The following is a 15,242-nucleotide window of genomic DNA, read 5'->3' on the forward strand; positions in this document are numbered from 1 at the left end:
GATCAATTACGCTTTTTCACTTCCACCCAATATCTTCTGGGCTTTTTCACAAACTTATCATAGTCTGTATAGATTGCAGACCAGTCGTCATTACCGTTCAATGAAAAAGCAAAAGCATTGTTAACAATTGTTTTAGCCTGTTTATTGCCAAGATCCTCGGTACCAGGACCAAGAAAACTACAATTTACGCTGCTTCCATCTGCGGCAATTAGCGTCAAGATATCGGTTGTGTAGTCCCGCTCCCATTTCCCTTCACCCTTCGGTATTTTACGATAAAATTTATTGACATCTGTTTTGGGGTCTGGTGTATAAATGAAATTGGCATATTTTCCGTCAGCGCCGGCATCATTTACAAATGTACCCGTAGTTTTACCTGTCGGTGTTACTCCTGTCAGTTTAAAGGTTATGCTATTATCCAATTCCACTTGAGGACCATCAGATACAGGCCATATCCATGGTTTACTCGTTAAGGATAAAACCGCGCCACCACCATATTCAGGCCCTGTACCACCATAAAGTACAAGTCCGGTAATATCGTAGGTACCGAGGATCGTTTCGGTAAAAGGCTCGACGATGACCTCCCATTCTCGAGATTCACCTGTCTCTGCTGTCACGGTATAATTATACTTATAGTTGCCGGCAAGAAAATTGACTTCAGAACCAGAGGCAGGCGAAACAGTAGCGCGATAAGATTGTTGGATCACAGGTTTCACTTTGGAAAAGTCAGTATTGTCCTCCACCAATACTTTTACTTTCACTGTCCCAGCGGCCCTGTCTACAACTGCTGCTCCTATCTGCGTAAAGCCTGTCCCCATGGAAAAGTTTTCAATGGATTTCTCATTGCTCTCGACTCCCTTATAGGGATCCTTTTTACAACCAAAGACTGTAAAAACCAATATCAAATATGCTGCAAAACCAGCTTTATATGTTTTCAGATTCATAATAAAATAGTTATGGTTTCAATAATGGGTTTGTATCAATTTCACGCTGTGGAATTGGAAAAAAGTATGCTCCTGAAGTGATGGATTTACCATACTTTTCTACCAAAACTTTTTCCATCAGATGATTGCGTCGTAAATCAAACAGCCTATTCCCTTCAAATGCAAGCTCTAGTGCACGTTCTTCAACTACTGCCTCACGAAATGCAGCGACCGATAGATTTGCTGTAAGCGGGCCTAGGCCTGCCCGGCTACGGATTTTATTCACCGCAGCATATCCCTCAGCTGTAGGACCAGCAGACTCTGCATAAACCAGAAGAATATCCGAATAACGTATCACCGGCGAATTGGTACTCATTTTATCTGCATCCCGAAGTGGATCAATGTACTTTCGGGTAAAAGGTCGCGAGAAATCCGCAATACCAAGTTTAATGGTTTTGCCATCGGGATTGACAACTTCTGAAACAATAAGGTCTGTTTTCCTCTTATCACTTGAGTTGTAGCTGTTGTAGTGCGCGGCCTCCATCTGAAAATGGTTCCACCCTTTACCAATATTGATTATTGTAGTCTCAGGATCGCTTGGATTGTATGGAATACGCATTGCAAAACCGGGATCAGGCAAAAACATGTTCGGTAATTTGGAATAATTCCCCTCGCGCTCACCTGAGCGATCTACAGCAGCGTCAAATATGTGTTCGGAAACGGCAGCTTTTTTATAAATTTCAGTATTCCAGATATCAGGTAACACACTTGTAAAATTAAAAATTTGCTGATCGTTGATCACTTTTGCGGCATATGTATTCGCTTCAAGATAGAGCTTTGTCGCATCAGTTACAAATTCGTAGCCTGGCGAAGTTGAAGCTTTTGAAGACGCCATATGGAGGTATACCTTTGCGAGTAATGACTGGGCAGCACACCGATTTGCCCTTCCCTCAAAATTTTTAGAAATTGACATCAATTGTTCCCCTTGCTTTAGATCAGCAATGATAACATCGTAAACCTGCTGGATACTTGACTTGGCTACAGGGATCTGCTCGGCCTCAACAAGGGGTTCTAAACGAAGCGGAACTTCACCGAATAGACGCACTAGATTAAAATTGTGAAGTGCACGCAAAAAATAAGCCTCGCCGATAATTTGATTGCGGTCAGCTTCCGCCATATTAGGAACGTTAGGAACATTGGCTATTACGGCGTTAGCACGTGAAATACCACGATAAAGATATGTCCATAGATTATCAAGATCTGAATTTGTCGAGGTAGTCCGTAATTGATCCAGTTCAAAATTTGACTGCCCTGCATCTGCTTTCGCTGTCAGATTCTCAGTCGGCAATTCAGTAATAATGTAATAACCCCTAGAATAATATCCGACTTCAGGCAAAATGGCGTAAGCATAGATCAAGCCTGAAAGCGCATCTTGCCCCGTCTTGTAAAAAGACTTTGAATTAACTATTCCATAAGGCTCTTCTGTTAGTTTAGAACAGGATATAAAAGTACTGCTGATTAGTCCTAAAAGACAAATAGGTATAAAAAGTTTATTGATTTTCATGGCTGTTTAATTTAAAATCCAACGGATAATCCAAGGGAATAAGTTCGAGGTCGTGGGTAATTACCCCAGTTGATTCCATCCAATCCCATCTCGGGATCAAAACCCTTGTTAAATTTGGTAAAAGTCAGTAAGTTATTGCCGGCGGCAAACAACCTTAATGTGCTGATGCCAGCAATCAGGCCCGGCTTAAAATTATAGCCAATGGTAACATTTTGCAGTCTAAGAAAGGAACCGTCTTCAACGAAAAAATCCGAAGCTTTATAGCCTCGCGTATTATTGGCTCTAGGATATAACTGACTTGGGTTATCGGGCGTCCAGCGCTGCACTTGCCTGCTCGGTGTCATCTTTTGAAGATCGAAAACATCATTCCCATATACGCCGTAAAACTGGGCACTTAGGTCAAAACGCTTGTACGAAGCACTGGTATTAAAGCTATAAATGAATTTAGGTGTAGGGTCGCCAATTACTGTACGGTCATATGTAGGATCTATGGTCCCATCAGACTCGCCCTTAGGGCCGCTGATATCGACGTATTTAATCTCACCTGGTAATGCCTCCCGCCCAGTAAGTCCGGCACCTATCCCTTCCTCCAATGTTTGAATTATTCCATTTGCACGATAACCATAGAACGTATACATTGGTTGGCCAACGATAAAATGGTTGACATTCTGACGTACCATTTCAATCAATGATCCTGTGACAACACGGTCACTCTCGCCCATTCTAACCACTTTGTTACGGTTGAGAGCGAAATTGCCACCAACAGACCACTGTAAACCGTCGGTTTGAATTACTTTAGCATTGAGTCCCAATTCGAAACCACGGTTACTTATTTCACCATCGTTTACCCATTGTTGATCAAAGCCTGAGGATGGTGAAATTGTACGCGTACGGAGTAAATCTTTCGTCTGCTTGTCGTAATAATCTGCCGTCAGGGTAAAGCGCTGGTTCATAAACCCGATATCCAAACCAATATCGAAAGATGTTGTCGTCTCCCACTTTAGGCTTTTGTTCCCTAAGCCACCAACGACAGTAAGCCCCTGCTCATTATTGGCTCCGGCCAAGCCCGGACCAAAGCCCGTCATAAAACCATTTTGTGATCCTACAAAATAGCGCTCAGAGCCATAGCGGTCCATGGTCTGATAAGGAGATATCCCCTGATTACCTGTCAATCCATAACTTGCTCTAAATTTCAGCTCGGAAAATGCGCCCAGGTGTTTAATGAATTCTTCTTCACTTATTTTCCAGGCGAATGCTGCTGACGGGAAAAAGGCCCACTTATTATTGTCCCCAAATTTAGTAGAGCCATCTGCGCGACCGGTCAGGGTAAAAAGATACTTATCTGCTAAAGCATAATTTACCCGTCCAAACCAAGAATTCAATGTAGATGAAGAGAGTCCATTACTGAGTGTCTTTGTCTTTGCACTGTTGAGATTTTCATTTTGAAGGTTATCGTTGACAAAATTCATCCCTATCAAATTACTCGTTCTGGTTGTTGATGTCTGTAAAGAGAAACCTCCTACAATATTAAAGCGATGTATATCGTTAAATGTCTTGTTGATGGTGAGATAGTTTTCATTGACTAGCTCATTATTGTTATAGTTGCTAATAGAGCCATAACCTGTATTTTCATAACCTCGAAATGTCACAGTGGCTGGCTCGTAGATATCACCAACAGAATTACCAAACTTAGTACTTAACTGTGTCCTAAACTGAAGCCAATCAGTAAATTTTATATTAGCAAATACTGTAGCCAAGACGTCTATAGTCTTTGACTTGTTGAGCACTTCATTAGCAATCGCTATCGGATTACCAAAATCCGTAGCCGATGTACGAAAATAGTTTCCATTTTTGTCATAAACAGGGAATATACGCGTACGGCCGGCACTCAAATTTTGCCCTTGATTGTTCGTATGTGTCAATATCACATTTGTACCAGCGGAGATAGCCTCAGTTAATTTTTGGTCTAAATTCAATCTGCCGGTATATTTGTCATACGCATTTTTTATCGCGAGTCCCTCTTCCTTATAATAATTACCGGACATGGAGTATTTTGTATTATCTGAACCTCCATCTACACCAAGCGTATAGTTTTGGGAAAAAGGGTTTCGATAGACTAAATCTGCCCAGTCGGTATTGGTGGTCCACTGTGGTTTATTGGGGTCCAACCCGCGCAATTCAGCTATAGACGGAAAGTAAACCCCACTCCTAACTTCGCCTAGATAAGGTAATTGACTTAAAGGAGTCCCCCCATTTAATGCCGCCTCATTTGCATAAACAGCTTCTTCGATGCCATCACGCCAAAGATCAGGTTTGACAGCTAGTGTCGAAATAGAATTTAAAGTGTTTAAAGATATTCTTGGTTTACCGGCTCTTGCCTTTTTGGTGGTAACCATAATAACTCCATTGGCCCCACGCGAACCATATATTGCTGCTGATGAGGCGTCCTTAAGTACTTCGATGGACTCAATATCTTCAGGATTTATCTGTTTTAGATCTCCTGCATCACCCCAGGGAAATCCATCAACAACAACAAGTGGCGCATTGGATCCATTGAGAGAGCTATTACCACGGATACGTACTGTAGCGCCAGCTCCAGGCTTACCGCTTGAAATTGCCACTTGGACTCCAGGGATCTTTCCTTGCAATAATTGATCCACTGATGAAGCCGGAGTCTTGTTTAGGTCCCCACCTTTGAGTGTGGCCACAGCGCCTGTAAGATCACTCTTTTTAACTCCGCCGTAACCGATAACAACCACATCCTCGAGATCGACTGTGGCGGTTGCCAAAACTGCATTTACAACTGTTTGATTATTTAATTGGACGTTTTCGGTCTTGAGTCCGAGCGAAGTGAAGGTCAAAACTCCTGTTCCGCCTGGCACAGAAATCTGATAATTCCCTTTTTCATTTGTGGTGACTGCCTGATTTCCATATTTTACTGTTACTCCAGCTAAAGGCTGACCCTGATTGTCCCGAACGGTTCCGGAAACTAATCGACTCTGAGCAACACTTAATTGAACGGCAAATAGCGCACTGCAAAAAAGAGTATAAGTCGTCAATAAACTTCTTCTCATAATATATAACATTTAGATTTATAAATTGCTTACTATGGGTAACTTCTATTAAGCATACGTACTGTATATCCCTTTCTTAATTGGTTAGCCTCAAGTATTAGACAAATATATTCCAATACCCCACTTAAAGATCAATACTATTTTAACCAAATGTTATACTCAAATTAAAATATACCCCATCTTACAATCAAAACCACAAAATACTATATATATTATTTTAACTCTTAAATGAAAACACGGCTGCCACTGAAGTTGAGTCTATAGGCAGATGGGGTACAATTTTTTTTACGTTTGAATGCCCGGTTAAAGTTGGAAATATTATTAAAACCACATAGGTAACAAATCTCAGCGACTGTATTGCTCGTCTCTATTAACATTCTGGTAGCGTGGCCAAGTCTTATTTCATTGAGATTGTCAATAAATGTTTTTCCTGTACGTTTCTTTATAAACCGGGAGAAAGAAACTTCGGACATATTGACCAGTTCGGCGACGTCATTAAGGGAGATCAATTTGCTGAAGTTTTTATTCATATAATCAAATGCTACATCTAAACGACGGCTTCGAAAATTCAGTGATTTGTCCAAAAGCATATCTCCCTCAACCAGTAGTTCAGTGTCTTTGCTTACCGATAAATCCCGCAAAATTAGCATTAATTTTATCACTGAATCAAACCCCACCGTTTTATGCAAATTCAATATTTCGGGTGCGATTGACTTAATAGTGCTTTTCGAGAATTTTATACCAAAGCTGCTTACTTGCAACATTCTTTTAATAAAATTCAGTTGATTTTTATTTAAAAATTGATCGCTAAATAGATCTTTATTCCATTGCACTGTCACTTCAACAATATTCTTTGATCTACAATTATTATTGAACCAGCCATGTGGCAAATTAGGGCCTGTCAAAACGAGCTCATAATCTCCAATTTCTTCAATCCTGTCTCCGACAACTCGCTGAGCACCGGAAGCATTCAAAATCATATTTAATTCGTACTCCTCATGGTAATGATATGGAAAATCAAATTTATCTTTAATGCGATGAAACACAGTGAAGCATTCTGTTTCTCTTAATGGAGTGACTTCTTTGATCGGATGGTGGCTCATAATTGTTAAAATACTATTATCTAAAATAACACTATAGTTATTAATAAACAATAACAGAACAATCAAATAGTATGAATCAAGCTATTATCAGTTAAAATAGTATTATATTTATGATACTCCCCAAATACTGGATAACTGTTTAAATGTTTAAATTAGCAGTTAATAGATGAAAAAACACGAAGAAAGTTTAGTGCAAGCTTCAAAGCTAAAGTAGCTATCGAAGCTATTAAGGAACAGCAAACGATTCATGAGCTTGCCTCTAAATATGAAGTTCAAGCTACGCAGATCAATACCTGGAAGCGGGAATTCTTAGATAATGCTGAAGCAGCATTTACGACGGATAAGCCTATGGTTAATGATGATTCGAAAGAGAAAGAGCTCTATTCGAAGATCGGCGAACTCCAGATGCAGGTTGATTTCTTAAAAAAAATCTTGGGCAAATGAGCACAGAAGATAAACGTAAGCTTATTTGCCCGTCCCACCACCATCTGAGCATTCATAAACAGTGTAAAATCATAGAACTCCCTCATAGCAGTTACTATTTCAAATCTAAGGGAGTATCTACGCTGAAGCAACAGCTGATGAATGCGATAGATCGCAAATTTCTAGATTGTCCATTTTATGGTGTTAAACGTATGACTGTTCACCTGTGTAAAGACCTGGGGTATTTTGTAGGTGAGAAACGTATTCGGAGGCTTTATAAGCTCATGAACCTTAGGACGATATATCCGAAGAAGAATTTGAGTAGATCAAACAAAGCTGATTATAAGTTCCCCTATCTTCTGAGGAATCTCAAGATAGAACGAATAAATCAGGTGTGGCAGGCTGATATAACCTACATCCCCATGTTCCGGGGTTTTATGTACATGTTTGCTATCATCGATGTGTATAGTAGAAAGATCATGGGTTGGGGAGTTTCCAATACAATGAATGCAGAATGGTGCAGGGATATCATGCTTGAAACGATTGAAAAACACGGTAAACCAGATATTTTTAATACAGATCAAGGCTCTCAATTTACTTCCAGTATCTTTGTTCGTGCGCTGCAAGATGCAGAAGTTCAAATATCTATGGATGGCAAAGGTCGTGCGATCGATAACATTTACATAGAAAGATTTTGGGGTTCACTAAAGAGAGAGAAAATCTATTTGAATCCTCCTAACGCAGGGATGGATCTCTATCAGAAAGTTAACGCTTATGTTACCTTTTATAACACGATAAGACGGCACGATTCGCTTGATGATGAAACTCCAGACACTGTTTATTACGCAAAGAAAGCCTCATAATTGGTCGGTGCAATAAGGAAAGCTGGTGGTAGGTATAATATTTCCCTCTTTTTCAAACACCCTCAATCACTTTGGGGAGGGGATTTGAAAAAAGAAAAATATTAGCAAATACAGTCAAAAATTGAAGATTATATATTAAGTTTGAATTTAGTTGTCCAACAAACCGGCAGTATCATAGAGCTCCTGCCACAATGTGGTGATCAATATGCTCGGCTCTTCCCCCATACGCTTTTTTATATGCGTAAAAGAATTTTTCAAGCGGATTAATCTTGCATTGAGATTTCCGGAGCAAGGTTTCCATGTCCAAATAGTTTTTGACGGTTTGTCTGTGCATGCACAGATGCCGTGCCATGGCACGTATGGAATATCCTTTTTTCTGTAATTCCTTCAGTTGCTCAAACCGCTTTAAGCGGATCCCGCCATGAGCTGAATCCGGAGAGCTTCTGTTTTCAGATAGTGAGCTTTGATTTTCAGCTATTTGTTGATCGTCAACCCGCAACTGCTTATTGGCCAACAAAGCTGTGGCTTTGCTGTAATGCCTAATCAAAACTTTCTGTACAGCCTCACTTAAATTTTTCAACACCTTTTGCTGGTGAAAAATCGCTTTTTTCAATCAACCGTAGTATAGTCGTATCGCTAGTGGGTATAGACAATATGGTACAAATCCGCTGAGCAGGCCTTCCTCCGGCAAGAAGCCCAAGTTGTCTGATCTTACTTTCCAGACGCTCAGTCCTCCGTTTATATGGCCTGAAATGACTCTCGAGCCTCTCGGTGAATATTTTGAACGGACATTCGTCTTGATGACAATAAAATTTACGAGAGCGAAGAATAATTCTGGAAGTTTTACCAAAGACAGGAAGGTCTGCGATCTTGCGGGTGTAATAGCTGTGGATTCTTTTCGAAGTGATGCAGCAGTTTGAACAGACAGCACTTTGGGTAGTACTCTGCACATAAACTACCAGTACATCTTGCTGGTTATCTACTGATATAATCCTGAAGTTATCACCATCGTCCGAAAAAACAAGTTTTGATGCATTCATTAAAATATGAACGCTAATTGAAGACAAATATAATGGTATTACCACCAAAAGTGGGGAAGAACCAACATCAGCCAGTATGGCAGTTGAATAACAGTTTTAAACGCACTACGCATCCCTAATTCTAATTCAATTTTGAGGGGTCAGCTTGTTCAAGTATATCCAGACTTCACATTTTTTATTTGCTCATGTTTGTTATTGCGATATTCGGAGATGTATACTTTGCAAAAATAAATTAAGCACGAAATTAAAGTAGCTCAAAATTTACCTTTTAACTGGATATGCTGCACCACAGTTTTCAACCGATTGTCTGTGATAGCTATCCTGTCAAATCCTGTTCCTGTCGATTTAAAAGTGTTGATACCGTTTTTAAATCCGCTTTTGATCTGGTTTCCGCTCACATTGATATCTGATGATCTGCGTACCGAAGAAGATTGAATATCGATACCGACCTCATTGGAATCATTCCCCTCAATAATATTTCCCTCTACGGAACAGTTGTCGACCGTATATAACGAGATGCCCGTTTTCCCAACACCCAAAACAACATTTCCGGCAGTTTGATCCAGGGCTAAAAATCCACTTTCAAAATATCTTGTTCAAAAAATTATCCTGTCTATCAGACTATCAACGAGATGTAATGCGATAGATATGCAATTCTATTTCTTATCCTATGCAAAGTCGATCGAAGAACAAATCTGTTAGATTTGTAAGACTGCAAATGATCAAAATCCAGATAGAATAGATAAATGTTCCTAATATGAAATCAATATTTGAGAAAAACATAAGAGAAGCGGTCATCGAAAGAATTAATTTATTACACGAGGACAGCGATGCTCTTTGGGGAAAAATGACAGTAACGCAATTATTAATCGAGCAATATGAAACATTTGAAAAAGCTACATTTGTACATTGGTTCTTTGGTAGAATGTCCAGAGCCCAATTAGGTCAGTTCATATACAAACATTGCAACCACCATTTAAAGCAGTTTGGAGCGTAACCCAAAAAGCCACGGAACCGCTACATGTGTTAGACGTTATAACGGGTTCGTTCGAGGGCAGGTATCTGAAAATGGAATAGGTCATTATTGGTGTAATGTTTCAACACGCAGGATTGTGTTTAATCTCGGATATGATCTATTATAAAAAAAGCGCCATTGAACAAACTCAAGTTATTTATTTATATTTGATCTGCTCAATTTCTTTAATTTGAATAGTATTCTACTAATATAAATGGGAAAACCTGTATTTTTATATCTGATTTTATTTTTTATAGCCACAATTTCCAAAACTAAAGCGATTGCTTTAAAAGACTCCTCAATTCTCAATCTTACTAATCTCATTCAAAATAAAGATACTTTTGTTGAGCAAAAAGAGCTTTATCTTTCCCTGATAAAAAAAAAGCTGGACAATAGCACCGAAAATCTGAATCTAAAATTTGAATTACAAAAACAGCTGAGTAGCTCATACGCATCCTATAAATCTGATTCCGCTATTTATTATGCTAAGAAAAATTTGGAACTGGCAAATAAACTCCAGAGTCCAAATTGGATACTAGAAACTGAATTAGACCTTTCTCTACATTATCTGGTCGCAGGTATGTACATTGATTCTAAAGATATTTTGGATAGAATACCCATCCAAAAATTAAACAATCACCTAAAAATAAAATATCTGGATGCTCAAAAGAACTTTTTCAAGTTTTATGCATACCATAATTATAACCAAAAAAATTATTTAGCAATTAGCCGTAATTATCGTGATTCTTTATTAACGCTGCTTGATGAATCTTCGAATCACTACAAAATGGTATATGCAGAAAAACTGATCGACCTGAACAAAATAAAAGAGGCTAAAGTAATCTTGAATTCAATATTCGCGACAATAAAGGAAGATAGCCATGAAAAAGCAATGCTTGCATTCTCACTTTCAGAAATATACCGAAAGGAAGGCAATGTAGGCAAACAGTGCGAACTGCTGATTATATCCGCAGCTTGCGATATTAAAAATGCGATAAAAGAAAATACTTCCATGCAAGCGTTAGCATTTTTACTGCACCAACAAGGTTACATCGATGAATCCTATATGTGTATAAAATCATCGCTTGAAGACGCAATCTTCTGCAATGCTAAATTTAGGACCTATGAAGTTTCTCAAATTTTCCCAATTATTGATACCTCTTATCAGGAACATCAAAAACAAAAAAAGGAGCAATTGTTTACGTTTTTAATTGTTGCTTCCGTCCTTTCCATATTATTGATACTAGCGATAATATATGTTTATAAACAGATGAGAAAAGTGAGTAGGTTCAGGCTCGAATTATTTAAAGCAAATCAGGATCTCAATAAACTAAATGACGAATTACAAACTAAAAATGAAGAGTATAAAATTGTAAACAACAAATTGTCCAAAACGAACAATTTGTTGTATGAATCCAATCACATCAAAGAGGTATACATCGGACATTTTCTTGATATCTGTTCAATGTACATCACGAAATTGGAGAAATTTCAGACCTTAATAAAGAAAATGATCATGGGAGACAAAATCTCGGAGCTCCTTAACTTGGTTAAATCTAACGAGAGAATAGACAAAGAAAAAAAGGAACTGTTTAATACCTTTGATCATATTTTTCTTCATCTCTTTCCCAGTTTTGTAGACGATATAAACTCGTTGCTGACCGAAGATGGAAAGATAATGCTTAAAACGAATGAGCTCTTGAATACCGAATTGCGCATCTTCGCCCTAATCAGACTCGGTGTAAATGATTCATCCAAAATTGCTGGATTTCTCCATTGTTCCTTAAACACAATTTATACTTATCGGGCAAAAATTAAAAGCAAAGCTATCATAGATAAGGATGAATTTGATAAAAACATCATGCAGATCGGAACGATTAAAAGTATTTAGAAACAAGACACCCGATACGTTTAAATACCCATCTATACAGCTCTGATTCGCTGTATTACATATCGTACTGCGTGTTAAATTTAGATTATTCGGTACGCTAAATGTTAATTCCCTACCTAATTTACTGCTGTTATATCTATATTTTTCTAAAGAAAAATATAGATATAACAGCTAATAATCAAATACTTAAACATTCACCAGACTTATATTTTGCGTTTACGATCTTTTTCCTGGGATTTGGTTTCTCTAGATTTGGAACTGTAACCAATGGCTGTTTTAGAAAATACCTAAGCAGCAAAAAAGGGATAATTTAAAAATTTTAAACAACCAATTTATGAGGGTAATCTATTTAAGACAGTGCTCGTCTTTAAAGTATCTATTAACTGTGTTTATGTGGATACTGATAATGACATGGGTACAAGCTCAAGAAAAAAACATTCAAGGGAAAATTCTTGATGTGACAGGTAAACCAATGGCCGGTGTTTCTATTACCGTATCCGGAAAACCAAAAGCTACTAAAACAGATGACGAAGGAAGATTTTCACTATCCGCAGTAAATGTCGGGGATAAATTACAGATAAGTTTTCTAGGCTATAAAAAATTGGAAAAGAATATTGATAACGCCACTGTCTATAATCTAACGCTTGAAACAAATGAAGAAAGATTAGCGGACGTTGTAGTAGTTGGCTACGGAACCCTAGATAAAAAAGAAGTAACCAGCGCCATTACACATCTAAACGGTAAGGATCTCAACGTATTTGGTGGAAATGGCGTACTTAATGCTCTTGCTGGCAAGGTAGCGGGACTCAGTGTAGTAAACACTGGCCAGTCAGATCCGAATTCCTCTCCCAGTCTGCAACTACGTGGTGTGTCTTCCCGCAACGCCGGACTTGGACCGCTTTATGTGGTTAATGGTGTTCCTGGGGGAAATGTTGACAACTTAAATCAAAACGATATTGAATCAATCGATATACTCAAAGGAGGTGCAGCTTCTGCTATCTATGGAACACGTGGGAGCAATGGCGTAATTATTATCACAACAAAAAAAGGCACATCTGAGCCTTACGCATTTTATGATGGATATGCGAGTTTTGACTTACCGAATAACCGTATCCAGGTTCTCAGTGCCGAAGATTTTTTAAAACACAACCGAGGAACGGATTTTGGAGGAAATACCAATTGGTATAACGAAGTATCGCGCAAATTCGCCTTTAATCAAAAAAATACGCTTCAGTTAGCTGGTGGAAACAGACAAACCAATTATATCGTCTCATTTGACCTGCGCAATGCTCATGGATTGGACTTACGTTCAGACAAGAAAGAATACGGGGCGCGGTTGAATCTGTCCCATACCTCGGCCAATAACCTGTATACAGCCACTGTAACCATTGCGCCCAGGTTCCTTAAAGCAAATAATGCCAGTTATAATGCATTCAATCAAAGTTTGACACTAAATCCGACATTGCCGGTGATGGATGCAAAAAATCCAAACTTATTCAATTATATCAATACGGGTTTTTCTGGTGCTTATAATCCTGTTGAAGAACTTCGCACGGTATTGGATGGAACCGAGGGCAAGTACCTGGACTGGAATGCAGCTTTTAAACTTAACATTTTGGAAAACTTGTCTACACAGGTAACGTTGGCACAACAATCTTCTGATTTTTTTGATTTCAATTTTACACCGTCCTACAATACAGGCGCGATTAATGGAAATAGTGGTAGAAATTCAGCAGGAAGAAATTATAAAAAAAGTGACCAGTATGTATTTGAATGGACAGGAAACTACAAACAAAGTTTCGGAAGACATAATATTAACGTATTAGGAGGATATGCATATAATTATTTTCTGTATTCAGGAATGAATGCGGGTAACCAAAATTTCCCATCCGATGTACTGACGTATAACAATCTGGGCTCAGGTCAATATGACGTCCCTATTCCTACCAATCCACAGCCGGGTGATTACACATTCAGATCGGTTGGTTCATATAAAAATGATGCGAAACTGATCGCTTTTTTTGGAAGAGTAAATTATGATTTGGCAAATAAATATTATGCATCGGCAAGTTTGCGCTATGAAGGCTCTTCTAAATTTGGAAGACTGAACAAATGGGGTTATTTCCCCGCGCTCTCCTTAGGCTGGCGAATTATGGAAGAGGATTTCTTTCCGAAAGCTTCTTGGATCAATGACCTGAAACTTCGAGCAGATTACGGTGAGACGGGTAATCAGGACTTTGGCAGTTACCTTTCGTTAGATACTTATCAAGGTTATGGTTATTTTGCATTTAACGGGGCATCGTACCAAGTTTGGGGTCCCAGTCAGAATACCAACTATGACCTTCGTTGGGAAAAAGCACAGAACTTAAATTTCGGCGTCGATTTTGATCTTTTCCAACGAAAAATAAGTGGTAGTATCAATTATTATGTACGTACCAACAAAGATCTACTAGGCTCCTATAACGTTCCGGTTCCACCATTCGTGTTAACAACAACCTTTGCCAATGTAGGTACTATGAAAAATTCGGGCCTGGAAGTGCAATTGAATGCTAAAATCCTCACCCAGAAAGATTTTTCATATTCGGTAAGTTTCGCTGGAGCATCAAATAGCAATAAATTCGTTTCCTTTTCAAATGACATTTATAAGGGGCAAAACTTTCAATTCATGTCCTATATGCCTTCGCCGGGGTCTCCCGGACCAGCTCAACGTTTGGAAGAAGGACGGAGAATCGGCAGTTTCTATATGTACGAATCTGCCGGTATCGACGCCACTGGACGTTTGATGGTGTATGATAAGGACAACAATATTATACCCGGAAACACAGCAAAGGAAGAAGATAAACGTTTTGTAGGCAATGGATTACCATTGTTTACCGCCAGTTTGGGACAGAACTTTACCTACAAAAACTTCGATCTTTCGGTATTTTTACGAGGTTCATTTAAATACGACCTCTTTAACACGACCGCTTTTTATTTGGGAACCCCAGTTACGCAATCTGGTGCGAACGTGCTCAAATCGGCTTATGGAAATGGCAAATATGCTGCGTTGACCAATGCAGAGACCTATTCTACTCTTTCGGATTACTTCTTGGAGAAAGGTGATTTTGTAAAAATCGACAATATTACGATTGGTTATAATATCAAACCTCCTGTCAAGCAAATCAGTTCGATCCGGGTGTATGCCGTAGCACGCAATCTATATACTTTCACCAAGTTTACAACAGGTGATCCTGAAGCAATATCCGTTAATGGACTGACACCCGGTATAAATACTTCCTTGTCTTACTATCCATCGACGGCACAATTCCTAGCAGGCTTACAGGTTAAATTCTAACGATTAAACACAACA

At 38.8% G+C, this 15,242-nt stretch carries 11 protein-coding genes and 1 pseudogene; 5 read left to right on the plus strand and 7 right to left on the minus strand.

Annotation, left to right across the window (positions count from 1 at the left end):
• Window positions 1-2: 2 nt before the first annotated feature.
• From B4Z47_RS05095 to B4Z47_RS05110, 4 genes are all read right to left on the minus strand, one after another.
• Window positions 3-941 carry a hypothetical protein gene (locus B4Z47_RS05095; protein WP_201303565.1) on the minus strand — a complete coding sequence of 313 codons (939 nt, stop codon included), beginning with the start codon at window positions 939-941 and terminating at the stop codon, window positions 3-5.
• A 10-nt stretch (window positions 942-951) separates the two neighbouring features.
• The gene (locus B4Z47_RS05100) at window positions 952-2,484 is read right to left on the minus strand and encodes a RagB/SusD family nutrient uptake outer membrane protein (protein WP_070566742.1); all 1,533 of its coding nucleotides are present in this window, start codon (window positions 2,482-2,484) and stop codon (window positions 952-954) included.
• 11 nt (window positions 2,485-2,495) lie between these two features.
• A complete protein-coding gene (locus tag B4Z47_RS05105) occupies window positions 2,496-5,558 on the minus strand; it encodes a SusC/RagA family TonB-linked outer membrane protein (protein ID WP_157698540.1) in 3,063 nt (1,020 codons plus the stop codon).
• 224 nt (window positions 5,559-5,782) lie between these two features.
• On the minus strand, window positions 5,783-6,661 hold the full coding sequence (locus B4Z47_RS05110) for an AraC family transcriptional regulator (protein ID WP_070566744.1): 879 nt from the start codon (window positions 6,659-6,661) through the stop codon (window positions 5,783-5,785).
• Between the two features lie 162 nt (window positions 6,662-6,823).
• Between B4Z47_RS05110 and B4Z47_RS24700 the strand changes: the two genes are divergently transcribed.
• Both B4Z47_RS24700 and B4Z47_RS05115 read left to right on the plus strand, forming a co-directional pair.
• Window positions 6,824-7,105, plus strand: a complete 282-nt coding sequence (locus B4Z47_RS24700) for a transposase (protein WP_070566746.1) — start codon at window positions 6,824-6,826, stop codon at window positions 7,103-7,105.
• A pseudogene (locus tag B4Z47_RS05115) lies at window positions 7,093-7,947 on the plus strand (IS3 family transposase); the annotation flags it as partial. The gene B4Z47_RS24700 and the pseudogene B4Z47_RS05115, both read left to right, overlap by 13 nt.
• A 172-nt stretch (window positions 7,948-8,119) precedes the next feature.
• Here B4Z47_RS05115 and B4Z47_RS05120 read toward each other — a convergent pair.
• The 3 genes from B4Z47_RS05120 to B4Z47_RS05130 all read right to left on the minus strand — a co-directional run bounded on the left by B4Z47_RS05120 (window position 8,120) and on the right by B4Z47_RS05130 (window position 9,526).
• Window positions 8,120-8,560 carry a hypothetical protein gene (locus tag B4Z47_RS05120; RefSeq protein WP_139145007.1) on the minus strand — a complete coding sequence of 147 codons (441 nt, stop codon included), beginning with the start codon at window positions 8,558-8,560 and terminating at the stop codon, window positions 8,120-8,122.
• The gene (locus tag B4Z47_RS05125) at window positions 8,511-8,987 is read right to left on the minus strand and encodes a transposase family protein (RefSeq protein ID WP_070566753.1); all 477 of its coding nucleotides are present in this window, start codon (window positions 8,985-8,987) and stop codon (window positions 8,511-8,513) included. The genes B4Z47_RS05120 and B4Z47_RS05125 overlap by 50 nt, the downstream gene beginning before the upstream one ends.
• Before the next feature lie 254 nt (window positions 8,988-9,241).
• Entirely contained in the window at window positions 9,242-9,526 is a 285-nt protein-coding gene (locus B4Z47_RS05130; RefSeq protein ID WP_070566755.1) for a right-handed parallel beta-helix repeat-containing protein, read from the minus strand.
• A gap of 218 nt (window positions 9,527-9,744) precedes the next feature.
• Here B4Z47_RS05130 and B4Z47_RS05135 point away from each other — a divergent pair, with 218 nt between their 5' ends.
• The 3 genes from B4Z47_RS05135 (at window position 9,745) to B4Z47_RS05145 (ending at window position 15,227) form a co-directional block, all read left to right on the plus strand.
• Window positions 9,745-9,984: a DUF1569 domain-containing protein gene (locus B4Z47_RS05135; protein WP_070566757.1), complete on the plus strand. Its 240-nt coding sequence runs from the start codon at window positions 9,745-9,747 to the stop codon at window positions 9,982-9,984.
• Between the two features lie 232 nt (window positions 9,985-10,216).
• Window positions 10,217-11,893 (plus strand): DUF6377 domain-containing protein, encoded by a 1,677-nt coding sequence (locus B4Z47_RS05140; RefSeq protein WP_070566759.1) that lies wholly within the window; start codon window positions 10,217-10,219, stop codon window positions 11,891-11,893.
• 391 nt (window positions 11,894-12,284) lie between these two features.
• Complete coding sequence (locus B4Z47_RS05145; protein WP_286726939.1) at window positions 12,285-15,227, plus strand: SusC/RagA family TonB-linked outer membrane protein; 2,943 nt, start codon at window positions 12,285-12,287, stop codon at window positions 15,225-15,227.
• Window positions 15,228-15,242 lie beyond the last annotated feature (15 nt).

This window comes from Sphingobacterium sp. UBA2610, assembly GCF_002339225.1.
Classification (GTDB): domain Bacteria; phylum Bacteroidota; class Bacteroidia; order Sphingobacteriales; family Sphingobacteriaceae; genus Sphingobacterium; species Sphingobacterium multivorum.